We start from the raw sequence: 26,351 nt of genomic DNA, 5'->3' as shown, positions 1-26,351 counted from the left end.
CACCGCTTGAGCGGTCTTGCGTCCATCCTAAAAAATAGAGATACCTTACTCCAGACAAGAATCAAGCTTCAGGGTTCGGTATAATCTGTAAATGAATGCTCCATTGCCCTCCTTTCGTGCTATCCAGGCTCTTCCTGACAACCTTATTTCGCAGATTGCTGCCGGAGAGGTGGTGGAACGACCATCTGCGGTTGTTAAAGAACTACTAGAGAATGCGCTCGATGCTGGCGCAACCCAGATCACCGTCCGGCTCGAACAAGGTGGCATAAAACGCATTTCCATTACCGATAACGGCCGCGGCATCTCTCCAGAGCAGTTGCCGCTCGCGCTGGCACGCCACGCCACTTCAAAAATAACATCCCTACACGATCTTGAGAATGTAGCAACCCTGGGTTTTCGCGGCGAAGCACTGGCCTCCATCGCCTCGGTTTCGCAGATGACTTTCACTTCCCGCACTGCCGATGCCGCCCATGCTTGCGAAATCGACGGTAGTACGCTCGTCGTCACACCGTCGTCCGGCGGCCAAGGCAGCACGGTCAATGTCCAGGATTTGTATTTCAATACACCTGCACGCCGCAAATTTTTAAAATCCGACCAGACCGAATACGGCCATTGTGCTGAAGTGGTCCGCCGCATTGCGTTGTCACGGCCAGATGTTGCGTTTTCACTATCGCACAATGGTAAAACCGTCGATCACTGGCTAGCCACCGAAAGTGCCAAACGCAGCGCCAGCATACTTGGCACCGAATTTGCCGAAGCCAGATTGCCGCTAGACGAAAGCGCCGGCACCTTACGCTTATATGGCTTCGTCGGACTTCCGACCGCCTCCAAAGCGCGTGGCGATTCGCAGTATTTTTATGTTAATGGCCGCTTCGTGCGCGATAAAGTACTCATGCATGCGGTCCGTGCAGCTTATCAAGACGTACTGCATGGCGATCGCTTTCCAACGTATGTACTGGCATTGGATCTGGACCCGTCGCTGGTAGACGTCAATGTCCACCCATCCAAAATTGAGGTGCGCTTTCGCGATAGCCGGTCGATCCACCAATTCATTTATCACGCGGTCAATCGCGCGTTAGCGCTCACTTCTGCGACATCCTTTGGCACCACGCCAGCGCCGATACCCGCGCCCAGTGGCGCGACGCCGTGGATGCGTGGCTCCGCCGAACACTTACAAGCTATTTTGCAGCCACAACCGCATCAACAGACCACATTTGGTGGGCAATTTAGAGGAAATACTTATCCCGGCGTAGCACAGTCACCCACCCAATACGGCGCCTTGTTTAATCAAGCCACACCAACAAACCCCTCCGCGGCGCTGGGTGTTGGTATGCCTGATGCCCACCAGACCAACGCGAACGATGAATTCCCGCTCGGCTTCGCATTGGCCCAATTACACGGCATTTACATCCTCGCGCAAAATGCCAAAGGTTTAGTGTTAGTGGATATGCATGCCGCGCATGAGCGCATTTTGTACGAGCAACTCAAAGATGCATTGGACGAAAACGCCATGCAAGTTCAGCCGTTACTGATTCCTGTGACGTTTTTTGCAGATGACGTGGAAGTCGGCACGGTTGAAGAAAATCAGGAAATCCTGAAATCGCTAGGATTCGACATTGCCGCAATGTCGCCGACAACGCTGGCTGTGCGTGCCGTTCCCGCGCTATTAAAAAATGCCGATGCCCAAACGCTTGCGCGAGATGTGCTGCGGGATGTCCGCGAATTTGGCGGCTCAAGAGTATTGGTAGAACGCCGCAATGCATTGCTCGGCACTCTCGCTTGTCACACAGCGGTGCGTGCCAACCGACATTTGACCGTGCCAGAAATGAACGCCCTACTACGCCAAATGGAAGCCACCGACCGCGCCGACCAATGCAATCATGGTCGTCCGACATGGAGCCAACTGGCAATGTCCGACCTCGATAAACTCTTTTTGCGTGGGCAATAACTGCAATAAGCCGGAATAGTATCGATCAACGAGAAGCGCAATGTGAGTAATCCGCCCAAGAGTCATGGCCGCCAATGACCCTCGACTGAATACGATCAGTACCTAATATTCAAATCAAGCTCAGGTCGACTTCACGTAAAATTCACGCAATCATCAATTTTGCTCCGACGCTTGCCACCATGCAAAGACCCGGACAAACAAATACCGGAGTGATGACGGAACGGTAGCGCTATGCGCGGCCTGAACCAGCACAATAACGTAAGCCAAAAACTGATAACCGCATGAATCAATCCGCACCAAAACGCCCGCTCGTAATCGCCATCATGGGCCCCACTGCCTCCGGCAAAACTGCAGCCGCGCTCGAGATCGCCCGTCACATTCCGTCCGAAATTATCTCGGTCGACTCCGCGCTGGTCTATCGCGGCATGGACATCGGCACCGCCAAACCAACCCCCGCCGAACGCGCCGCTGCGCCGCACCACCTCATTGATATCATTGACCCGACGCAATCGTATTCGGCCATGCAATTTTGCGACGACACGCTGGCTTTGATCGAACAAATACACGCCCGCGGCAAGCTCGCCCTCATGGTCGGCGGCACCATGCTCTACTTCAAAGCTCTGCGCGATGGCCTGGATACACTGCCGCAAGCCGATCCCGCACTACGCGCCCGCTTAGACGCCGAAGCCGCAATTATCGGCGTGCCAGGAATGCACGCCAAGTTAGCGCTACTCGACCCGCTCACCGCAGAGCGCCTCAAACCCAACGACAGCCAACGCATCCAACGCGCCCTTGAAATTATCGAACTCAGCGGTCATACCATGTCATCGCTACTGACCAACAAACCGCCCCCGCAACTTCCGTTCGATGTATTGCCGATCGCGCTGGAACCGTCCGACCGCAGCGTACTGCACAGCCGCATCACCCAACGCTTCGATATGATGCTTGACAGCAACGACGGCGGACTCGTCGCCGAAGTCGAATCCCTACGCGCCCGTGGCGACCTGCATCTAGGCTTGCCATCGATGCGCTGCGTCGGCTATCGCCAAACCTGGGAATATCTCGACGGCCAATACGATTTCAACGAAATGCGCGAAAAAGGCATCGTCGCCACCCGCCAACTAGCCAAACGTCAACTCACCTGGCTTCGCGCAATGCCCGACCGCATCATCATCGATTGCATCGGTAATAATGTTGCCAATACGGTATTGGATACCGTTATCCAGGCTCAGGATCAAAACCAGCCAAAATAAAGCGAAAATCATCAAAATCAGCCCCCAATTCGCTTGACAACAATTGGAGTGATAGATCATACTAGCGGGCTTCTTTGGTGATATAGCTCAGTTGGTTAGAGCACAGCACTCATAATGCTGGGGTCGGTGGTTCAAATCCACCTATCACCACCATGAACATGTTCTAGGTAGTACAGGAACGTACAGAAACCCGCACTTCTCTCTATGAGGATGCGGGTTTTTTGTTTGATATCGTCCGATGTTATCCATTTATATCTAAGATTTTTACATCCCTACTTTCATCAATGGATGCATGCCAACCTCCCTGAATGAAAAATGCCTAAACTTGCCACCCCGCTGAACGGTATCCAGCTCAAACGTGCCAGACCAAAGGGTAATACTTATACATTGGCTGATGGTGGGAGGGATGTATCTTGAGGTCGCTCCGACCGGTTCAAAAATATGGCGAATGCGTTACCGTTAACCCGACGGTAAAAACACACGTTTGCCGTTCGGTGCCTACCCGGAAGTATCGCTTTCCGGATGGACGTAAGAAGCGCATGGATGCAAAAAAACAAAAACGGATGGAACCGAGCCTGCGCAAGCGAAACGAATTGAAAGAAATAACAAGTACTGCCAACCCGAATACATTCGAAGCGGTAGCGCGTGAGTGGCATGCTAATAAGATGGACACGTGGGGGAAACTAACTGCAGACATGTTCTGAGCCGTTTATAGAAAGACATTTTTCAGTTAATCGGAAGGATGCCGATTACTGACGTCAAAGCGCCAATCATGCTCGATGTATTGCGGCAAATCGAAAAACGTGGCGCCTTAGATATGGCGAGGCGCCAGGGCCTGGTCTGTGGCCAAATATTCCGCTACGCCATTGCAGTCGATAGAAACTGAAGTAGACCCTATCCCCAGCCTGCGAGGTGCGCTCAAGCCAGGTGCAAAAGGTCACCAGCCATCACGGCGGACGGTCTACCCGAGTTTATCCGTGCATACGAGCAGATCGACGGCCGAATGTACCCACCGACCAGAATTATGTTCCGGCCAATGATGTTGATCTTCGTGCGCACCAGCGAATTGACGATAACGGAATGGAAAGAAATCGACCTCGAAAAGGAAGATTGGCTAATTCCGTGGCAACGCATAACGATGGAAAAAAAGAAGCTGAGCCCACGCAAAGTAGACGATCACGTATTTTTTGCCAATTCAAGGTTGTATTTTATTAAGAGAACTCCACCAATACACAGGCAATAACAAGTATCTCTTTTACAACCTGCGCGATCCTCAGAAGCGTGCAACTAATTTCGGTATATTGGCAGCTATCAAGCGCATGGGATACAGCGGCGCAATGACCGGACACGGCTTCAGATTGCTTGCCATGGGCGTGATTAAGGGGCGCTTGGGCTATCGTCACGAGGCCGTTGACCGTCAGCTATCACATGCTTCAGGAGATACCTACGGCGAGGCCTATGACCGTGCAATGTTTCTTGATAAGCGCAAGGTGATGATGCAGAAGTATGTGGATTCTCCTGAGACTGTGGCAGGCGGGAAGGTCATTGCTCGAAAGTTTGGGCGGGTGGGCTGATGCGTTAGTGCATGTGTTGTTTCGTCATAGCAAAACGGCAGGACAAGGCATTATATTAAAACCAAACCTCGGAATAGTATCAACGAATGTACACAGTCTTTACCAGAATACAGATAAAAAAACCCTTATATTTAATGTGACCCGTACCGCTTATCCAGACCGCAACCACTATAAAGATTCGATTGCGAGTTAATGCGCTTGGCTGCAACTAGTCAAAATAACGTGCTTTACCAATAACCTTGCATCACGGTTTCGGACATGACATCAGGAAGACTTTTTGCGTGGCTGCTGGATTTTGACGGTGTGCCCGACAATCTGGCCGCTATCGTTGATGCTCCAGGTTCCGATGCAAAAAGCCTGCTCCGGGCAGGCTCGGACTGAACGTAAAAAACGTTTATGCGTTGTTAATGCCTGATTTGCGACGTGCCACTGCGAAACCAAAAATTCCCAAAGCCAGCAATGCAATAGATCCCGGTTCAGGTACATTGGCTGTGGCATTACCTGGCGTGAACGTGAAATTTTGAAAAGTCACAAAACCAAGCGATTCGTCAAGGCGTGTCAGGTTCGTGAAGCCCGTTAAGGAAAATGTTTCGATACCAACACTATAGCCTGGCACTGTGAAACTCTTGCTGATGGTAGAGCCGTCAATCTTTGTGCCGAGAAAGGTCACGACTGACGCAGGATCAGCGTTGTTGAACATTGAAAATTGTTCCGACGTGAAGTCAAAGCTATTAAAGCCGGAGCCAGCGGTGTTCTTGACGGTAAGCGTTGACGGATAACCATATGGACCAGCAAAATTATTTTGAACAATATTCGGTCCAACAAATCCGAGAGAATCGGTAAAAGTCATCCCATCCTGCGTATACGTTTTAACCGTCCCAAATGTGCTTCCAAGACCTGCGAAATCGATCACATTTGCATTTGCATTTGCAAGTGCAGCCAGTAGACCTACGGCCGAAAATGCTACAGCAGCAGCGGAAGACCAAGAATTAAGAATTTTCATTTTTTTCCCAAGGAATGATTAAAGAATAATTCTAAATAAGCAACAATCATGCCCAAAAAAAACTTCTTTAATATCAATGACTTAAAAAAATATAATTTTTACGCCTCGTAATATGTAAAATTTGCTGACAACTGATATCGGTGTCGGTAGCCGGCGGCGACCTCCCCGGCACTGGCACTCGTAGCGCAAAAAATGGGCGAGAAATCTCATCCTGTAAGCAAAATTGCTGAGAATGTATCATCGCTGTAATTCGGTCGATGGCGCAGCGCAATTGTCGTTGCATTTTTGCAGCAGTGTAGTCAATTAAGGGCTAGCCTCCATTCCGGATCGATAAGCGTAGTACCTCAAAAAAATAGTTACACTACGCGTATTAATATGTGATTGTTATTCCGTCTGTTCGCGCTAACGCGATTTTGAACCAGGCTGCCGGAATTCATTGCCGCAGCTGCTCGCATGGAAAATAGTTTCCCCACTGCTGGATTTTGATGGTTGAAGATGGGTCAGTGAAGGTCGGCAGCCTGGGTCAAAATCGCGTCAGTGCCAACACTATAGAATATACAAAGTCCCGCTTAAGCGAGAGTGGACAGCGGGCAGCGGACAGTGAAAGAAATACCGCTGCAAAAGAATCCACGCGAGCTGCCGGTGAATCTCAATCGAGGAGGTAACTCACTTCCTCGATTGCGTCGGCAGCCAGAAGCACCGCTGCATTTTGATGTTATGCGTATCGGGGCAACGGGTTGCCAAACAGGGTATTGAGTCACCGTTCCGCGCCTGCAAAGCCCGCCAGACATAATCGCTTGTTATACTAATATCCCGGATACGACCGCCTGCAACGACCAGCGCGCTTCTACCCTGGTTCCACTATTCAGACCCGATTGAATCCAAAAATTACCAGCAGACGACTCTACCCGTTCACGCATGCTTTTTAATCCCAATCCCCCCTGATTCGCAGTGGAAAAATCGAGTGGATTGGCATCAAAACCTTTACCGTTATCACGGATGATCAAACGCATATTAGCGTGCTCCACCTGCAGAGAGACGGTTACCTCGGATGCCTGTGCATGCTTGGCGACATTATTTAATGCCTCCTGAATAATGCGGAAAATGTCCAATTTCAGCACTTCCGGGACTTCCGCTTCAATCACATCCAGATCAAGATTCAGGCGCACGTCGTGATATGCTTTTTTGTAAATGCGGCAATGCCATTGAATCGTCGGAATCAGGCCCAAATCGTCTAGGCTACTAGGACGCAATTCAATCGAGATACGCCTGACTTCATTCATTGCTTCTCGCAACCGTACCACCGTCTCATCAAGAATTTTCGCGCCCTCGTCCGGCTTTCCGCTTTTTACCTGTCGCGCGGCATCTTCGATCATAAACTTTATCATTGCCAACACTTGTCCAATGCCGTCATGCAATTCGGAAGAGACACGTTTCAGCTCGAGTTCGTGGGCTGCAATTAAACGATTCGAAAATTGTTGAAGTTTTGGTTCTGATCGATCCAAAGTTTGCAGTAAAGCGTTGCGATTGTTTTTTTCAGTGAGCACCAGCAACATAGAACGCGTGATGCCATCAGAATGTTCAATCGACTGGGGCACGATAGTGAGTGTACTTTTGCGACCGCTACGGCCTTTAAAAAGGATCTCAAACGATTCGAGCTTGCCAGACTTCAGCGGAAAGGTCAGTACTTGATCAAGCCCCCCTTGACCATTTTCTACTAAATGCGTCAGCAAGGTATCCTGTAGTTCTTCTACCTTAAATCCCAGCATTGCCGCCGCTATCTCGTTGATGCTCAGTATCTTGCTTTGGCTATCCACAATCAGCGAGGCTATCCCGATCAGCTCAGTTAGCTCACCAAACTGTGACTTCGACAACTCCAGCTCGCTACACATCCTGCGCATGGTCATCATCACTTGCTGCAGCTTTAACATTATTGTCTCCTTGCGAGCCTAGGAACCTACTTCGTGAACCGTATTCATTGCGAATAATAAGATTTCCGACTATCAACATACGGACGCGGTTACGTAGCTTTTTTTCCATCATACATTGCGCATCATAGTCGTTACCGCGATCCTGCATTCCTGGTCAGTCGCGGCCATTTATTTCTTCAGCGGCAGCAAAGCGCTATTCAGCGTTTGGCACCGCAGGCAATGCGTTAGGATTTGTAGTTCCCTTTGGTTGTCTTGGCGGAGTAAGGAATGGTGAAGTCGCTTTGCTCGTCGCCGTTCTTTTCGACGGGGCTTGCCCGACCGTACCGGCCGGTGCGGCCTCGCTTCCGCTATCTGCGCTGCATGCACTCACAGCAAGCATAATAAGCAAAACCAAGGGGAATAATAATGGATCCACTTTGCACCGTACAATCGCCACAATCAATCTCCATTTCCATGTTCCTACCTAAGCCTAAAGCTGACACGTTAGGTTAAGGGCCAGACGTCACAGCGGGCGCAGAAAAAAGGGCATCGCTCAATACAGGATTGAGCATGACATGGTCAATCACTATGCGCTCAGTGGTACGCGTCCCGCCGATCGCGGTGTCCAGCACATGGGGGATCTGAAGCCCGTGTACTTTCTTGTAACCGGAAAAATAGGTCTCTACCGGCCAAACTGATCCCCCTACCATCCGGGTGCCGTCAATTTTGGTATCGAGAAAGGTGTCGGCATCAATCCAGAGATGCCGCACCTGACCGTCGCGCAATGTTAAGGCGAGGCGATAGTTATTACGTCCGTCCACCAATTCGAGGCCTTCGAGGAGCACTTTAGTCCCTTTTGCCGCGCTATCCATCAGCGGACCATCCAGATCCTGTTGCGTCGCCGCCGCGTGCGCAGTCTGCGGTGCGTATTTCACCGCTACAGCCCCGCTAGATGTAGGCATCACCGTCCATCCTTGCATCCCATCGAAAACCTGAATCGCTGTCGACCCATGGTATTGAATTTCCAAATACATCTTATGCGGGCGCTGCATATGCAGGGTGAAGGGCACACTCCGGTCGCGCGCCCCGCCGCCAATGGTTGAATGGGCACCCGAACGCGGTTTGTGGATTCCATTGATGGTGCTAAGCTGGACCTGCTCCATCCGGCCGACCTCACTTAAACCTGTAACCGCATGCCATGCGTCAATGCCGCCGCGCGCGGCACCATTGCGGGCGATGATTTGGGCGACAGTGAGTGTCTGTACTTGCGGATTTTCAGCAGAGGATCCTTGTTGAACCGGAGCGATCGCATGGGCTGTGAGGGCGATTGTCAGCATCGCCATCCACGTAATAAGCATGGTCAGCAGCAATCCGGTGTGCAAGATGGACAAACCGAAGATACGGGCGGCCCCGCGATCGCGCATCCCCTCCTCGTCGGAGCATATTGACATTAAGCGCCCTGAGTTTTTCATATCTTCTCCTCTGCCGTTGCGGCGATTCGGTGTTTTGAAGGCCTGTACTGAGAACGTCAAATGACACTGATTTGAACATTCTTACCTTTTTCTGTTGAGACAGTTTTACGGTTTTGCGAACCGTGTATCCGGAAGATCCGCGTTGATCACTACTTTCTCCACGACTATTCGTTCAGCATCCTTCAGCCCGACACCATGGGTTTCCATCTTGAAGGGAATCATCACGCCGTCGATGCGGCGGTAATCGCTAAGTAGCGTGGTCATCGCACGCGAACGACCACCGACATCCCTGATACCATCGACCTTGACATCCAGGAACGTCGCAGCATCCACCCATACCCGACGCACATCTCCATCGCGTAACGCCACCCTGAGTTTATAAGCGCGTACCCCATTTACGCTATCCATACCTTCCATGCGGATTTGACTGCCCTTGGCGGCGGCATTAATCAGCAGACCGTCTAGCTCCTGTTGGGAAGCGGCAATTTTTATCTCCGCCGGACTGAACGATTCGACCGTCGTGCGTCCCATGAAAGGCCGAACCTTCCATCCTGCGCTACCGTCGTAGACCTGAATCGCGGTATCGCCAGCGAAGTCAAGCTCCAGCCGACTTTTGCGCGGTCGCTTCAACTCCAGCCGAAACGGCAAAGCAATCACCTCCTCTGGCTTTACGGGCGTTTCAGCGATCATCATGCGGCGCTGACCAGGGCGCAGATTCGACGGACCCGTTGAGTAGCTATCAACCGTGCCGGGAGGAGTGGGATGGGTCCGCCCAGCATCGATCTTACCTACAAAGGAAATCGAACGAATAGCACCCCAAGCGGTTGCTCCACCCCGTGCCACGACATTCTTATCGACAACTTGTGCTGCACCCAACGGTGGGGTTTCTGCCCGCGCAGCCGAGGTCAGGAAAACTATCACGCCCAAACACACGCATAATTTTGAGGGAATGGAAAGACGATAGTGGTTGTTCATAATGTGCTTTTCCTTTTCATCCAATATTATTCCGACCCAGCTATTCGACCACCAGGTCGTCCGCATGGAACGCGCCAACCGCAATATTTACCCGGTTACCGCGCCGCACCACTTGACTGGCATTTCCAAAAATAATGAAATAATCCCGCCCAGCCACCAACGACGACACTTGTCGCAGCTCACCGACATTTTCCATTGCCGGAACCGCCAGCATCGCGCCGCTCGGTTTGTCGGTCAAATACGGTTTGGCTTGATGATCGAGCAGCAACCTCGCCTTTTCCGGGTCCGTAACCTGGTATTTAAATTGCAGCATCCAATTGGAAGAAACCAGCCGCACGCCCGTTACGTTAATACCCCACATTCGCTCCATTTGCGGGTTGTGGTTGATGCGCCAGGCGTGGGCGGCATTGCGCGGATCTTCCTGGCTATCAGCGTAAGCTCCGTTGCAGAACCCAAGGATGGCTAGCAAGATGAAGGGACCGACAATGCTACGAACGGCATAGTGCCGGCTGTCCGTTATAAGGGACGCGCCACTTTCCCCACGCACCCTACCAGCAACGCGCGACCAGCCTGAAACCTCCCTGTGCAGCGCTGTATATTTTTGCTCATTCATGCGATCCCCTTGGCTGCTTATTGCCTGCTTATTGCCTGCTTATTGCCCACTTATTGCCCACTTATTGCGTCGTACCCTTGAGGGTAGCGACCTGCGTGCTACCAGCCACACCCCCGCTATTGTCGCGCACCAATAATGATGCGGTGACCGCTCCCCCCAACGCCAGCGGATGATAAGTCACCGTGATCCCGCAGGTAGCGCCGCTAGCCAATGTGGCACCACAGTTACTCACTATCGCGAACTGGGCCGGATTACTCGATGTAATACCGGCTATCGTCAGCAATGACTTTCCGCTATTCGAAAGCTGCACCGTACCGGACCCGCAGGCCGCCTGTCCAGGCGTACCGCAGTTGAGCGCAGAGGGTATCGATGCTGGCGTTAATGCACTCAACTGCGCAACCGGTTGGGTCGTCACGTTCACTGCCGCTGCCAGTGCAGTCAATGGGTTAGCGGTCGCCACCAATGCATTTGTACTGGCCATCAGTGACGCTGTACGCAGCAGTATATTTGCTCCCCCGACAATCCCGTTATTGACCTGCGTCGCGCCGATGTCAAACCCCGGTAAGCGACCAGTTGTAGGCCGTGGCGCACCCAAATAATCGATGCTTGTTGCTCTGATCAGACTGTCTGGATCCGCGCCTATGCCGTTGTTATATGCGGCACCGCTATTTGTAATGCTGTAGTTACCGTAGGGTACTGCACCTGGTTGAAGCGGATCAGTCAATGACAGCGGACCATATTTCAGATCGACAAAGTTTCCGGCCTCATCCAGCGTGACACCGGCAACCATGCTGAACGGCGGCAGGAAGGGCTGACCTGGCTCGAACTTCATCCCAGGATTGGCGCGCGGGCCGTTACAATAGCTCTTGGTCAGCCCAGGATCACTCACGCTGATACCTCGGCCAGGATTGCTGCCATAGATAGAACCTGCTGGCGAAAGGACCGAGTTGTACATATCCGTTACGGTGAATCTGGATGCTGCCGCCGAAACATCGCCGACCGTACCAATATCCCAATACGCTGGCGTACCGGTGCAGTCGCTGGCATTTACCGACGGTGGCAGCACGTTGCAGGTCCGATCGTTGGTATTGTTGCTCGAGCAAACGTTGGATGCACCCGCACCTCCGGTTGCGTCGACAAAGAACGACCTGTTATGCCAAATGATGTCATTAAATATATCGGGGTTGGAATAAGTATTACGCGCCTTGGTCGCAGAGACCGGCACCCGCGCCGAAGCAGTTGTCGGCAACACTGCAAGCAGTGCCGGCGAAGTCATTTCAGTGCTGATACCAGCCGGGCTTGCATACGATGTGGTAGGACCACGGCCATTGATGCCAAACAAGGCGCCGACGATGGCGGCACTATCGTTGTTAGCGATCGTATTTTCATGAATCACCGCCTTCAGCGTATCCACCAGCGAGATACCACCACCCGACCAGCCCGCCACGTTATTCGTGATGATATTGTTGGTGATGGTTGCCCGATACCATTTTTCCGGATTGGTTGGGTTGCTGATAACGTCGTTGCCGTTCACCTGTTGCAACCGAATTCCACCGCCATGACCGGACTGCGCAAAATTACCAACGATCAGATTCGAATCAATCGTGATATTGCCAGTACCGTTGGAAAACGTGGTGTTGGTAGTCAGATCGCCTTCAATATCGATCCCGCCGCCATGCACGGTCGTCGTCTGTTGCGCACTCTGATTAAACAATATTTTATTATGGGCGATCACACCGTTCATATTGACACCGATGGCACCGATACCGCCGCCGCCGCCGTTGCTATAGTTGCCGCAAATGAAGTTGTAATTCACCGCATAATTATCGGTACCGGTGCAGATGGATACGCCTGCTCCAGCGCCTGTTACGTTGGCCCCGCCAGCTCCCGGTGTCGCTTCGACGGTGCCGTTATTGGTGATGGCGTTGTGATGAATATTCACGCCGACGTCATAGCCATAACCATTTACAGGAGGGGTTTCTTCCTCAAATGGGGAGCCGATCCGTAAGCCGCCATGCATAGAGCTGGAATTGCTATAGATGCGGTTATTCGAAATTTCAAGTCCATGGGTCCAACCGTTGGCGTAGATGCCGCCGCCCGCATCGCTGCCAGTGATACTTAGGCCATCTATCCGCGATTTAGCACAGAGGAAGTTCGAATCGCCCATATTCCAGCCGGTCGGTTGTATGGCGACCTTGCTAGGCACGCCCAGATTTTTCGCGATCACCGCAAAATAATTGCTCGGTCCATTGTCTCCAGAAGTCGTACTGGCGCAATCGCTTTGCGGTAGATTTTTGGCCAGAACGGCTATTCCAGGCCCTTCTTCTGTCGCCAGTATGGTTGGTTCGAGCAGCACGACGCCACCGGTGATGGGAGTTTGGGTCGGAAGCGGATCGATTTGCGGTTTATCGCTCAGATTACCGGTGGTGACATCCACCCCGAACAGCTTGTTAATTCTGGGTCTCCAGTCTTCCAGCTTTTGGGTCGGATATTTCGCAGCATTGATCACTACCGAGGCAGCGCCTACGCCTTGTAATTGCACCGGTTTCCACATGATCAACAGTTCAGGATAGGTTCCCGCATCCACAATGATCAGATCGCCAGGCCGGGCGCTATCGATCGCGTCTTGAATCGGATGCGGAAAGCCAGCACCCGATGCCGTGGCTGGGCTCGGATTAAAAAAGGCGGGTTTCACCACTACGGGTACCGCACCCCCGACAGTCAGCGTGACCGAATCCACACTAGACAATCCCGCTGCATTGGTGATCAGCAACTCACCGGTCGCCATACCGCTTGGGACCGTTGCAGTAATGTTGGCGTCGGACCATGACACATTGGTCAGGGCCACACCATTGATACTAATCGTGCCCGCAGTCGGACCGAACCCATAGTGCCGTTTGACCGTGCGCTGGTTGAATGGCGCGCTAGTCGCACTAGGTCCCTGATATGCCGGATTTGGCACATCCACGTCGCCCAGCGCGGTGATCTTCACAATATGCGTACCGTCAGCCGCAGCCACCCAGGGTCCTACGTTGTCGCCGTCAACGCGTTTAATGGAAGGCGTGCTGTCGGGATAATTGCAATCGGCCGGATTGTAACCATCGGCAAACGCAGCCACTGGCAACACAGGCGTATCAAGATAGACAGTTGCACCCGGCATGTACGGGTTGGTATAGCAAAAATGGCTGAATGAGGGATTGAACAATGGGTCCGAAATCAATTGTCCCAAGGTTGAAGAACCGGGGCGCATATCGACGATTGGACCGGAATCATTCATACAAGCGATCAGCATATTCGGAGAATATCCAGACGGATTCGGTACGTTGACTTGCCAGGTCGATGGTGCCATACCGTTATAGGTACCCCATTGATCGGAATACACCCGTGAAATTTCCACGCCATGCATATCGCGGATCGATACCGGCGCATGGGCGATGGCGAATTTTTCACCGAAATCGGGCGAGACGGCATTGATTTCAGTCGCAGCATCGTCAAGTATCAAGCCAGTGAAATGCGCAGCAACCGGCGTATTACTGTAGATGAAGAAACTTGCTTTGCCGGTCGCCTGATCGGCAAGCTGTACTTCCTTACGATCGCAGAGCGGTTTGATCGCACCCGCGAACGGTGCTACCTGACCGGAGCCGGGAAACAGACTCATGAAATCAGGCACCGTACGCAATGTCCCGACGCAGGTTGGAAACTGGACTTTAGCGCCCTGGAACCCAAGGCTGGTGGTGGCATTATTCGGATTCTTCGGATTGTAATATGCACCCACCTGGGCTTGATCAGGCATGATGAAAATATTGGCCAGCGCACTGAATTGCTGGGCTGCCGGTGCTACCCACGCGTCGCCGATCAAGATGTTCTTATCTTCTTCCTTAACAATCTCATATCCGGCCGGAGGAATAATTTCGACCACATATCTCCCCGGTGCCAGAGGCAAGCCCGCAGCATCGGTCGTAAAGGCATAGGCACCATCGTAGACCGCAGGTTGCACCTGGTTCCATAGATGGAAGCCGTCATAGCACTTGAACTGGTTAGATGCGCCAAGTGTGTAAGTCAGGAAAGGATCTTGACCGTCTTGTCCCGGACACACCATATTCGGTGACCCATCGGCCTTGGTCCCGGTCGCGTAATCGTCCCAGCTGGTGGTCTTAGTGGTGTTCACAAGGGTGAGCGCTGTCGTGCCGTCCGCATTCAGCAACTTTTTATACAAATTAACGATGACGCGGGGGACGCCCGGCTCCCATTTAAACTGCACCTCAAGGCTCGGATCATCAAAGCCACGGGTCGAGGCATACACCACCATGCCTTGAATCCCCCCGTTTTCGCCGACATTGAAAGGCCGCTTGCCCCAATCCAAAATTTGACTCTGGTTGATGAAACCTTGCAAGCCTTCGTACAGCACGCTACCACTGTCCTTACGGTTGGTGCCGTTACTCAATCCCGGTGGGACAGCACCAAAACTCTTACCCGTAATCGGGTCATTCCAGACATACGAAGAGTTGAGAATGCCGCCAGTTTTTGAACACGGCATGGCACTATTCTGGTTAGCTGCGCCAACCGTGCCCTGCCCGGTAACCGGTTGATAGGTCACGCAGTCGGGCAAGCCACCAGCGTCGACCGTGACGTTGACGCCGGTACCCGTAAAGCGGGTACGGTCTGATTCGACCACATACCAGTTAAATAGAGGGAAAAGCTCGTAAAACACCGCATTGCCATCGGAATCGGTCGGTAATACGTTGGAGACGGAACCATCGCGAAACCGAATTGTGACGGGTACCTGCGCGATACCGGGCTCGCCAGCATCCCGCGTGCCATTGCCGTTTTGATCAATATAGGTACTCGTCACCACACGCGTGAACCAACTAAATACCGGGATATTGCCCAATGCCACCGCACCCGACGGCACCGGATTACCATTTTTATCCGGCGTGTTGCTGGCCAATACCTGGACCGACTTGAAGGCGATGATCTGGTCCAGCCAATGGTCCCAGATGACTAGCATGTAAGAACCCACAGGAATATTAGTGAGCGTGAAATTACCATCATCGTCGCAAGCAGCGTAGCCAATATTCAGGCCCAGCTCACCTTCCTGATTGAGACCTACCATGCAAGACGTTGCAGCCAGCGGCCCACGCGCACCGGAATCCCATAAGGTTTCCTTGACCGGACGTGACATATGCAGGCTAGTAATCCGTCCCGATACCGTCGTCGTGGCAAGCGCAACCGGTCCGGTGACAGGAGGTCCTTCGTTATCGGCACTTGGTGCAGGTGGAATCCCACTTACAGGAACATGCGTCGCAATAATATTTTGTTGAGCGATATGGGCGGGATTCACGAAACCAATAAATGTGTGGAAGCCTGGAGGTCCAAATTCCTGGAAGTAAGCAGGCTCACCTGATTTGACAAAAGCATCCTGCGCCGGCGTGCCTTCCAGAGTAGATACCTGATGCCATATTTCTCCTGCACCACGTCGCACCGCACCGGGATGTGCCATCACGTCAAAGCGGCCAGGCATCAGGTTTTTAACCAGCGCCTGCCCTTGCAAAACGTAATCCGCGCTAGGATTAGCTGGATCGATAGGGTCATTAGGGCAAGTCAGAATTACGCCGGTCAGGTCCTTCCCCGCGTAATTAGGACTGGTAGAACTTGTGCCAGAAGTGGTGGGGCTATAAACATTTGGGCAACCGGGTGATCCCAGCAACGCATTCGTCAATGGCATGTTGAAGGCATCGTAAGTTATCTGACCGATCGCATCGCCGGAGCGACCGGCGGTATCCCAGATACGGATTTCAAATCCTCCCAGCCCGTTTTCGGTCGCATCGGGATCGCCATTGGTTGGGCTGCCGTCTTCAAAAATATACACCGACAGTTGTGCTGGGCGCAAAGGATTCGGCTCCACTTTAATAGTGGTCGGTGGATATCCAGCCCCGGCTAACGGTGCAATCTGGCCGCCACTGATCGTATGTCCGCATTTGGCGTCATTGGCACCGGCAGCGCTAGGGGTTAAGCAATCCGGGGTGAGCAGAGGATCACCCGCGAAGGCACCTACAAACGGATTAGCAGCATCACCCGGCAAGATGGAGATGTAATACCACTTGTTCGGATCAAGCGCGACATCGGACGGCAGCGAACGCGGTTTCGGCACAACGACGGTACCGCCGACGCTCTGTGCATCCATACAACTTAATGTTCCGGTACAGCCGGAAGCCACGACCGGCATGTAGCTACGGAAAAAACTAGTGGCTAAACTAGGCGTCGGTTTCCCGTTGATGATCGGTGGTGTCACACCGACATTCGCATTGTGCCAGGTCTGATCCTCTTCTATGATCCAGCTGTAATCGTTGAGCAATACCGTCCCGCTCTGGGCATCGACCAGCGTTATCGGCAAGCCGCTTCCCGCCGGAAACACCACTGTCGCGGTTTGGGCGGGACTGGCGGTACCCTGACTATTCACTGATGCGAACTGGAACGTACAGGTAGCGGGGGCAGCCGCACAAGGTGTCGCGGTAAAGGAGCCGTCGCTACCCAGCGCTACCCAGCTCGGCGCAACCCCAGCGAACTTAGCAGTCAGCGGATAGCCGTTGGGGTCAGTTGCACCTTGCAGCAGACCAGCGCCGCGCGGCACTTTAAGCAGCGATGCGACATTGCTTGGATAGGCGGTCGTCGCAGTATTGTTATAAATTCGTCCCACGGCAGTCGGTGCAGCACCGGTTGCCTCGAAGGTGATCGATACCAACGCACACACGGTGGCCGAATCATTGCCGCAATAGGTAAAACTATCAATCGTAGCCGTACTCGTACTGGCCGGAGCAGTGGTCACCGTATAGCTAAATTTGCCATTAGTGTTAAGCGTCACGTTGCCGTGCGCCAACACAGCGGTGGACGTGGTGGCGCCATTGGTCAACGCCTGCCCCTGAATGACAGCGCGGACCACCCCAATGTCATTGGTCAGTACGTTGTCGTTCAAGGCGGTCGCGTTCGGTGAGAGCGTGTAATAGTCAGGGTTGGCCGTCGCCGTCACCGCTGGTTTGGCACTGGTACCGATGTTTGTGTTGAGGGCACGCACCAACGCAGCACCGGTCAGCGTGGCGGTTCTCGCTGGCGCGACGACCAAGTATCCCTGCATTCCTCCCCTAGTCTCGTTGCCTGATGTCAGCCCAAGCCCCCGATCAAAAAATGGATACACCGCATCGGTGTATCTTCTTTGCGTCCCGGTCGCTGCGCTAGCCCGGGGAAGCACCAATGCATCAATCGTTTTACCCGGGGGCATGTTGACTTCATTCTGCACCTTGGTGTTACCCGGTGCCACGTTGCCATCCTCGCCGATCAGCGTAAACGGTAGTCCGACGACGGCGGGAGTATGGGTGCGTAAGCCTGCATTTACCATCCGCACCATGATGTTGCCCGTGACGGCGTCGCTGCCGGCCAAATCGGGCAATACCGTAGATGAGTCTGCGGGGCTGGTTTGATTGTAGGGTTTGCCATTCACCATAAAGTAAGTCGGTGCATAGTTGACTGCCGCCGGATAACACGGCACCTGCGCTACGCCGATGGCGACGGGCTTTTGCGATTGGGTGCAACGCGCATCATTCCAACGGATCGATTCGCTGGTTCCGGCTACCGCTGCTGCATCCACCGCCGTATTCTGGTTCACATCAATCTCAGAAAATAGCAAGGTTGCATCCATGTCGTAAGGCACGCCTACCAATCTGGCAAGTGGCGATGGTGTGCCAGCGTAATTAGCATACGCGCCAGGAAAAGCATGGCCGGGAGACTCCAGCGTTTGCGATGCCTCGGCACTCCCTGGCTCCTCGATTTCATACGTTGGCCTGCGCGTTACAATCAGCACGCCATACAAACCCATCGGTGCCTGCAAAGACGGATGACTTCCGGTTTCATATAAGTAAGTACCCGGCTTGAGGTACTGAGGATTCCTGGCTGCTGGCGCAATATTCGTATTCCATGTGTAGGCGATCGTGCCGTTGAAGGCGGCCTCCTGACCAAAGGCGCGGGCGCGCATGCCCTGTTGCGGTGGGGTAAAACCAGCCGCCGCTTGAGCTGGCCAGGTAGTTGCAGTTTGCGGTGGATGGTCAACCGGCGTGACGTCCCGCGTAGGGCTCCCCGCGCTACCGCCAATCTGCCCAAGGATCACGAGCGAAGTGGAAGTGCCCGCCGCCAGATTATTTTTTACACTGATATTGAGTTGATTTCCAATCGGCACAACAATCGTCGGCCCGGGCGCCCAGACCGTATTGGCTATCGTCTTGGTTGTTCCAGCCACCGCAGTGCTGCATGGGTTGACGTTAAGTAGCACACCGCCGCTTAACGCCGGACTTTGCGCACGGTCATCTGAACAGTAGCCCCACATCGGAACGATGGTGCCGTCAGGCAGCGTTTTACTCATGCGCTGCGCGCTCAGATGCACCGTCGTGAGCGCACCAGACTGTGCCATTGCTGAGGTTGCCGTCAGGGCCATCGCGGTTGCAACAATGGCGAATTTAAGCGGTAACCGTTTGAATATAATTGTCATTTTCATTTTTATCCTCACCTGTCACAAGGCGACTATCCATCGACAATCATCGATCTCAGTCGATCCCGGTAGCTCAAATCCACTTACAACCTCTCGTCGATTGCTGCCCCCGGAGGATCAATGATCATCATCATCATCATCCCTCCCGGAAACACATCGTTTGTCGTAATCTCTCGCTCATCGTGCGAATGCCACATGAAGGCGTAGCCTGCGCTAGGATTTTGCGAGGTGGCCGTGGGCGGCAACGGTCGTGTGATCGGCTGTACCCCACCGCTGTCTACGGCCTGGAGACCAAGGTAAGGCGTTCCGCCGTACCAGAAGCCATTGGTAACAACCTGGGGGTCTGGCGGCGTAACCGGCATCGGCTTGTTATGATCGGCACACCACTCGCCATAGTTGGGCGTCACCCCGGGTATGGCAGGCGGATTGCTGGCATCGGTATAAAACCCCGCAGTATCCGGATGACATGGAACGGGATCCGCCGCACCAGGACCGCCTGCAAATTTATGACCGTAGACGTCCCAGTTCAAGCCCTTGCCGGTCCAGGTAAATAGCGCGTCCACCGATTGCCCGGACACCGAAGGAAAAGTAAAAATCAGCGGCCCGGCGAGACTGGTCTGATCAACCGTTGACAGCAACAGATTGCCATCCCTTGCCAACACCCGCGCATGATTGCCGTGGATGTGTAGCGGATGTTGGATTCGCCCTTGACCGATCTCCCGTACCAGCATCGTTTCACCCGGATGCACATGCGGATTGCCGTTATAAGGCTGCGCCGGATAAGCCGGAGAGAAAGAGCTGTCCATGTCATCCGGCATAGAACGCCCGTTGATCAGGAAATAATTCGGATGAAACGGTTCGGTTTTGACGACGATGGGCGCGCATATCTTGGCACCGCCAAGCAATGCACTATCACAAGCCTGAACCTGATCCAGGGCCGCTGAGTGTATAGTAGAGTCCATCTCTGACAGTTGAAACAAATACTCGCGGTCATAACATGTTTGCGGGTGCCCGTAGGCAGAGGTGGCAAGCCTGAAATCGGCTTGACTACCGAGCGCGGACTTATTGCAGCGCGCCGGGGCCGTTTTTGGTAACACGATGATCGCGCCGTATAAACCCATTTCAATTTGCAGCTCTGCCTGTGTGCCGCTGTGGTAGCCATAGGTACCAGGTTTGGTCGCTTCAAACGAATAGCGCACTGTCTGCCCGCGTGCCGCCTCACGGGTGAGGATGCCCGCCGTACCGTTGGTGGTGGAGGGATGGCAAATCCCACCGCTGATGGGACCGAAACAAACCTGGAATCCGGGAAATACGATCGAGGTATTTCCCGCAGCTACCGGTAACGCATTAGCGAGTTCAAGAGTGACCATATCACCTTCGGTCACGATCAACGTCGGCCCCGGCAATTGCATGACACCACAATAGCTTGTACTGGTCATCGCTGCCGGTGCGAAACCTGCGGGCGACGCTGGCACTACCACGCCAGGCGCAGAACCCGTTTTGCCGCAACCATATCCCCAGGAATAGATTAACGCGCCATCCGGCTGCGATGAATAGCCAGCGCTTGCCACCAGCGAGAACACCGGCGTAGTAGCGCCGCCCGTAATGCCGGGCACGGCCGCTTGCGCGGGAACGCTCCAGCAACCGCACACAGCGATCACCGCTATATTCAACGTCATGATCGCCTTAGCGAACGCCCCGATACCTCTGTGTAGTAGGTTCTCCACAGCCCCTCCTATAGAACGTGAATTTCAGTCATCATGCCGCCGAAATTTTCAGCATCATTTGACAAATGGTCAAGTTGGGTCGTGTAAAGAAAATAGGTCCCCACCGGAACCGTACTGACATCGAGGATCACATCGGCTGACTCTCCTCCTCCGATGGTCACCGAGTTGGTGGTGTAGTACAGATTTTCACCAGCGGTATCGCGCAGCAGCCGGGCATGGAAACCGATCACCAGCATCGGCACGCCGACGGTCGCCAACGTGTGATATTCAGTCACGCTCAAATTCGATACCCGCAGCAAGGCTCTGGTCTGGCCGCCAGTTTTATTAATCGTGATCAGCGTGGGCTGAACCTGCGATTCGCGCGCTACCCCGTCGCTGGCAGCGGTAGTCATGGCACCGCCGGGTAAAGGATTGGTAGATGCAGTAGGCAGACCCGCATAGCCGGGTACGCCGATTGTATCGGGATAACCACGTCCGCTAAGCAGGAAGTATTTATCCTTCATATCAGCGAATGGCTCAGGATTAAACGTCATACCAATAAAGTGGAAGTTAGGATCGAATCCCATCATCTGGATCGGATATTCGACGTCATAGCGGGTGGAACCATCGCCGTCGTTATACGCATATTTGGCGCCCGCGATCTGTACTACACCGCTATCCTTACCAGGAAGCGGAGTGGAACATAGAATGTCTTTCTTACAGTCTTCGGGTGGAAAAGTCGCATTCGGATAGTGCGCTGCGACGCGCTTGGAAATAGGTACGGTGGGGTAAAGATAGTCATGCAAGGCGATGTAAAGATTTTCCCCTGGTGCTAGCCGATTCTGGCGTGGGCGGACAAACAGTTGACCCACCATCCCCATCTGTAAATGCTCCGGCGGCGTAATATGGCAATGCCAGAAATAGGTGCCGGCGTCGGGCGCCGTGTAATAGTAGGTAAAACTACCCGCGATATTAATGGCGACCGATGCATCCGGCACGCCATCGAAAAAAGACGACGCGTTGGGATAACCGTGGAAGTGAACCGTGTGCTGCTCGAAAAGATCCGGCCGCATGATCATCCCGACATTCGACAGCGTCAGAAAGAATTCATCATCTTCGTCAATCGCCATCATCGGTCCGGGCGCTTGCGCCGCTAGTACACCGTTATTCATCATGAGTGCCGGTTCCGTGATGGCGGCATTGTTCGGCGCGGTACCATCCCCCGGAAACACCGGGCCGGCAAATGCACCATTAAACACCTTAGCGACTTCGGTCCCGGGCAAACCGTTATTCAAATCGGCCAACCCAGACAATGCACCGAAGCCGAACAAATAGATCTGCTGTCCATCTGCCATCGTGGCAAATCCGTCTCCACCCGAAATATGCTGGCACTTGATCTGGGGGTTGGCATTGGCGGCTGAGGGCCGGGTGGGGTCGCCGACAATCATCGAGTCGACCTTTCCGTCGAGCGATTTATGCAGCGCCGTACCATTCGGACACTGCACACGAAAGTTCTGTGCGCCGACATGGGTGCTAGCTATAACGAGCAGTAAAGCGGTCAAGCCGCTGTAACTCAACTTCGTGATAAACATCACGACCTCCTTCACTTCGTCAATAGAATGTGAACTTCATCTATACCGTTTGCTGTGAAGCATGATGGCAGAGCGGTTTGCGCAATTTTTTGCATACATTGTTCGGGGGAGATGCGTCATCAGTGACTTCACTGCACGCAGCGCCGGTTCAGCTCGGTCTTCTGGCCAAGAAACCATTCGCTTTGGTGCAGCTAAATCGCTTCTTCCGAATCAGTGCAACCTATTTTTCTTTCCATTTCCCTTGTCATAAGAATACGTTTCTTAACAGAGAAAAAATAGGAGGGTTACCACCCAAACTGATGGTAGGGTATCCATTGTATGAACCAAAACGAGTGGTTTGACGGAAGCAATAGACCTAACGTCTGTGCACTAACGGCAGTGCCAGAACAAGGTAGGAGGAATTTAATTATTCGGCAGGGGCAGGTTGCGGCGGTCATTCCAGTGGAAGAATAGCCAAAATAAAATCTGCAGACGTCACGGCACAATCCAATCTCCATCGACAATCGGGTGCATAGACCCCTGCTGTGCGAAGCGCACAATATAGCCGCCCTTAGAAGCAAATCGCTGGCCGGGTGCCAGTCCTAGTCGAGGATAATAACCATTGACCAGGCGCCTGCTTAACATCGCCTCAACTTGCTCGACTAAATAGTCGCGCACAAAGCTATCCAGCATATCTCCGAGACTTTCTGACAAAATCTGGCATGCCAGATAAGTGTCGGCCTGCACCCGTTCGCTCACGATCGGAATATTACGTATTTTGAACCATCCTAACGGAAAGTTCATCCTGACTTTCCGCACCTCCGGTAAATCGAACGGATAGGTCATCCGTGCGTTTTCACGCCATGCAGGCGGCAGTGGCGCATTTTCCAGTAGCGCCATGACGCCGGACAAAAATAATGATTGCCCCGGTTCCGCGTTGGAGGGCAACAACGCGAGATCGGGTGGACGCAACCACAACACCAACACATCGCCAGCCGCCACGCTATTGACAGCTTTGGCTAGCTCCGCCGCATCACCCGAGATATGTAGGATGCGAGAGGTCGACTGCCATCCTGCACCTTTCAAGTCGTCTGCAAGTGCAGCGGCCGCTTGCGGTCCGATGTCTCCCTTCCGAAAGACCTGAACCAAGCGCCGCCGCGCCGTTGTGCCGTAGTTATTACGCAGACGATATGCCAACAATTCGGCTTCCAGCAGCACCCCTTTGGAAAAATATATCGTATAAAAATCGTTCTCGGTATTGACCGGCATGTCGACATTGGGCATCAGACAGGGAATCGCCTCGCGCTCGCAAAATCGGTGAATCGGCGCCCAGGTTGTCCCGCCCAACCCCGAGACAATTGCAAAGACCGGCTCCGCAATCATGCGTGCATGCAATTGCTGTTCCCATGTCTCCGGCGCGCCGGTGAGTTCCCATACATGTAGTTGCCATTTGCGGGAGACTCGATACATAACACCCTTGTCGCTTTTCATGCGCTGAAAGCCACCGCGAATAAATTCATTTTTATCGCGGAAAAAGCGTTCTAGCACATCCAGCATACCCTGCCGCTTTACCGGATCGGCATCGGGTGTGATGATGGTTGCAAAGTGCAGCGTATCTTCGGTGACGCCCGGCACCGCTTCGCTTGAAAGGACTTTTAAATAGTCGATCAGGGCGGCCGTAGTTACCTCGTCGAATACGAAGCGCGGCATCAGCGCATTGAGCGGCTTCCCATCGCGGCCTATGCCATTCCGGATCGCATTGGCGAGCGTCGCATCGGTGTACGGTTCACGCTTTGGAATAAAACCTGCCCCATAGCGAAAGTCGATATCCTCCGGCCGGTTACCATGTGGCCTGAACAAATAACGGCCGGCAATAGGTGGAATGACGAACTTTCCTTCCGTGGTACCAAACCCGCTGCGGCGATGGCAATTGACGCAAGCGGCTTCGGCACCCTCTACCGATCCGTTAGCGCCCCACTCCGCGTGTACCATCTGGCCTGAAGGCAGAATACCCTCGCGGTATAGCCGCAGTGCTGCATCGGTACCGGTTAAGGGCTCTGCCAAAGTATTCGATACAGCCAGCACGAACAACATTACTATCATGAGCGGAATAAATCCCGCCAGTCTTCGTCCGACCCACAATCGCTGTGCAATCGCCAGGTTGCCTGCCACAATGCGCCCCTTTACTTGACAGCGACCAGATTGCGGTAGGCGTTGAGTAGATCGGCCGCAGAAGAAAAGCCATCGATACGCAGCCAAGGTTTTCCCGGAGCACTGCGCAATAAGGTCACTGGATTATGGTTCATTTTATCGCCCCGATAGACATCAAACGCACGTTGGGTGGCGATACTGGCTTCAACGCTGCCGGTGTAGTGATTCCATTCCGAATCAGCGCCGAATTTTTGTGCATACTTTTGCAATCGCGCTGGCGTATCCTCTTCAGGATCTATCGATATAGAGACAAGATGAACCTTGTACTTATCACTGCCCAAAGCCGTTTGCAATTGTGAAAACGTTTGGCTAGTCAGAGGACAAACCGTCGTACAAGTAGTGTAAATAAAGTTCAAAATAACCGGCCGCCCGTCATTTAACTCGTCAGCCAACGAGACCGTCTTACCATCCTGCCGTACCAAATTTACCTTCGGCAAACTATAGTCGACAACTGCCTGCGACGACTCGGTCGACATAGGATGATGATGATGTGCATGCGCGTCCATATTTACGGCGAACGCACTGGTCGACACCAGTACAGTCGAAAAAAATAACGGACCACAGATTATTTTGGTAAGGCGCATGTTGATTTCTCCGAATAGACGTACAAACATAGGGTTATGCGGTGGGCTGCTCTTTCCGTCAGCCGGCGCTTCCGGGTTGGATATCAAGACCGCCATCAGGATCGCTCTCCGCGATAATATTTCAGCACCTTTGGTACATAATTGCGCGTCTCGTTATAGGGAGGTACACGATAACCGGCGCGGATCACGGCATTCTCTCCTGCGTTATATCCTGCCAGCGCCAGTTCGATATCACCGTCGAAGAGTGTTAATAACCAACGCAGGTACTGCGCGCCCGCTTTCAGGTTTTCGCGCGGATCAAGCAGATTTTTGACACCGAAGCGAAGACCGGTGTCCGGCATCAATTGCATCAACCCGCGTGCGCCTTTGCGCGATATGGCTTGGGCGTTATAGCCGGACTCGGCTCTGATCACTGCATGCAGTAGAAGGGGGTCCAGACCGTACTCCTTTGCCGAATCTTCTACTAGCGCTTTGAGGACCAATGGAATAGAAAAAATAATGTCCCGGCGTGGATGAGATTTCTGCGACTTGGCCTCAGCCAATATTGGGCCGGGAACGACGATCGTTGGTGTATCGCCAGAGCTAAAGTTAGACAGGACTAAGGTTCCCTCGGCATTTACACCCGAATAGACTTGCGCAATCGACGGGCATGAAAAAAATAACGCACCTGCGCCAAACATAAAGAGTAAAACCCGTAGGATCAAGATTGTCATTTTTTTAGCCTCACATGTATGTATAGGCTATTGCGCTGCCAATTGATCTACCCATCATCCCTTTTTATCCATGGGTATAACTCCCCAAAATTGCTCAGTAGGGGTTTCACCAGAGCCAAAAATATTTCCGGCAACCTTCCCCCCCGGGAGGGAGGGTAAGTACTACTTTTAGTGGGTATACCCGCACTTACTCGTTGACAAAAAGATATTATAAATTACAATAAAACTTGCAATAAACACAAAACAACTTAGACCCACTCTGCTTAAGCCTGCTGTCTGTTT

Annotated in this window: 16 protein-coding genes and 1 tRNA gene; 6 read left to right on the top strand and 11 right to left on the bottom strand. The window is 53.1% G+C overall.

All coding sequences use genetic code 11. The annotated features are described in order from the left end of the window. Nucleotides 1–91: 91 nt before the first annotated feature. The 6 genes from mutL to QN379_RS03625 all read left to right on the top strand — a co-directional run bounded on the left by mutL (nt 92) and on the right by QN379_RS03625 (nt 5,156). Nucleotides 92–1,948 carry a DNA mismatch repair endonuclease MutL gene (gene mutL, locus QN379_RS03645; RefSeq protein WP_323506034.1) on the top strand — a complete coding sequence of 619 codons (1,857 nt, stop codon included), beginning with the start codon at nt 92–94 and terminating at the stop codon, nt 1,946–1,948. A gap of 281 nt (nt 1,949–2,229) precedes the next feature. Further along, nucleotides 2,230–3,201, top strand: coding sequence for a tRNA (adenosine(37)-N6)-dimethylallyltransferase MiaA (miaA, locus tag QN379_RS03640; RefSeq protein ID WP_322232597.1), 972 nt, complete (start codon nt 2,230–2,232; stop codon nt 3,199–3,201). A 76-nt stretch (nt 3,202–3,277) separates the two neighbouring features. Continuing rightward, nucleotides 3,278–3,354, top strand: a tRNA-Met gene (locus QN379_RS03635). A 589-nt stretch (nt 3,355–3,943) separates the two neighbouring features. Then, on the top strand, nt 3,944–4,087 hold the full coding sequence (locus QN379_RS23645) for a phage integrase central domain-containing protein (protein ID WP_416348516.1): 144 nt from the start codon (nt 3,944–3,946) through the stop codon (nt 4,085–4,087). Nucleotides 4,088–4,388: 301 nt separating this feature from the next. Then, nucleotides 4,389–4,775 (top strand): hypothetical protein, encoded by a 387-nt coding sequence (locus tag QN379_RS03630; RefSeq protein WP_322232640.1) that lies wholly within the window; start codon nt 4,389–4,391, stop codon nt 4,773–4,775. 258 nt (nt 4,776–5,033) lie between these two features. Next, entirely contained in the window at nt 5,034–5,156 is a 123-nt protein-coding gene (locus QN379_RS03625) for a hypothetical protein (RefSeq protein WP_322232641.1), read from the top strand. Nucleotides 5,157–5,169: 13 nt separating this feature from the next. Here the strand turns inward: QN379_RS03625 and QN379_RS03620 are convergent, their stop codons facing one another. The 11 genes from QN379_RS03620 to QN379_RS03570 all read right to left on the bottom strand — a co-directional run bounded on the left by QN379_RS03620 (nt 5,170) and on the right by QN379_RS03570 (nt 26,069). After that, the gene (locus QN379_RS03620) at nt 5,170–5,778 is read right to left on the bottom strand and encodes a PEP-CTERM sorting domain-containing protein (protein ID WP_322232642.1); all 609 of its coding nucleotides are present in this window, start codon (nt 5,776–5,778) and stop codon (nt 5,170–5,172) included. A gap of 800 nt (nt 5,779–6,578) precedes the next feature. Beyond that, complete coding sequence (locus QN379_RS03615) at nt 6,579–7,709, bottom strand: ATP-binding protein (protein WP_323506033.1); 1,131 nt, start codon at nt 7,707–7,709, stop codon at nt 6,579–6,581. Between the two features lie 488 nt (nt 7,710–8,197). Continuing rightward, nucleotides 8,198–9,160 carry an outer membrane lipoprotein-sorting protein gene (locus QN379_RS03610; RefSeq protein WP_323506032.1) on the bottom strand — a complete coding sequence of 321 codons (963 nt, stop codon included), beginning with the start codon at nt 9,158–9,160 and terminating at the stop codon, nt 8,198–8,200. A gap of 105 nt (nt 9,161–9,265) precedes the next feature. Beyond that, entirely contained in the window at nt 9,266–10,135 is an 870-nt protein-coding gene (locus tag QN379_RS03605; protein ID WP_323506031.1) for an outer membrane lipoprotein-sorting protein, read from the bottom strand. 40 nt (nt 10,136–10,175) lie between these two features. After that, on the bottom strand, nt 10,176–10,748 hold the full coding sequence (locus QN379_RS03600) for a hypothetical protein (protein WP_322232646.1): 573 nt from the start codon (nt 10,746–10,748) through the stop codon (nt 10,176–10,178). Nucleotides 10,749–10,809: 61 nt separating this feature from the next. Continuing rightward, on the bottom strand, nt 10,810–19,290 hold the full coding sequence (locus QN379_RS03595; protein WP_323506030.1) for a hypothetical protein: 8,481 nt from the start codon (nt 19,288–19,290) through the stop codon (nt 10,810–10,812). A gap of 77 nt (nt 19,291–19,367) precedes the next feature. Beyond that, nucleotides 19,368–20,963, bottom strand: a complete 1,596-nt coding sequence (locus QN379_RS03590) for a multicopper oxidase domain-containing protein (RefSeq protein ID WP_323506046.1) — start codon at nt 20,961–20,963, stop codon at nt 19,368–19,370. Between the two features lie 56 nt (nt 20,964–21,019). After that, entirely contained in the window at nt 21,020–22,582 is a 1,563-nt protein-coding gene (locus QN379_RS03585) for a multicopper oxidase domain-containing protein (RefSeq protein WP_322232652.1), read from the bottom strand. A 474-nt stretch (nt 22,583–23,056) separates the two neighbouring features. Further along, on the bottom strand, nt 23,057–24,733 hold the full coding sequence (locus tag QN379_RS03580) for a cytochrome C (RefSeq protein ID WP_323506029.1): 1,677 nt from the start codon (nt 24,731–24,733) through the stop codon (nt 23,057–23,059). A gap of 11 nt (nt 24,734–24,744) precedes the next feature. Next, nucleotides 24,745–25,356, bottom strand: a complete 612-nt coding sequence (locus QN379_RS03575; RefSeq protein WP_416348519.1) for an SCO family protein — start codon at nt 25,354–25,356, stop codon at nt 24,745–24,747. Nucleotides 25,357–25,451: 95 nt separating this feature from the next. Continuing rightward, nucleotides 25,452–26,069: a lytic transglycosylase domain-containing protein gene (locus QN379_RS03570; protein ID WP_322232657.1), complete on the bottom strand. Its 618-nt coding sequence runs from the start codon at nt 26,067–26,069 to the stop codon at nt 25,452–25,454. Nucleotides 26,070–26,351: the final 282 nt, after the last annotated feature.

This window comes from Glaciimonas sp. Gout2 (genome assembly GCF_035018905.1).
Taxonomy (GTDB): domain Bacteria; phylum Pseudomonadota; class Gammaproteobacteria; order Burkholderiales; family Burkholderiaceae_D; genus Glaciimonas.
This window is presented reverse-complemented; position numbering and strand designations above follow the sequence as displayed.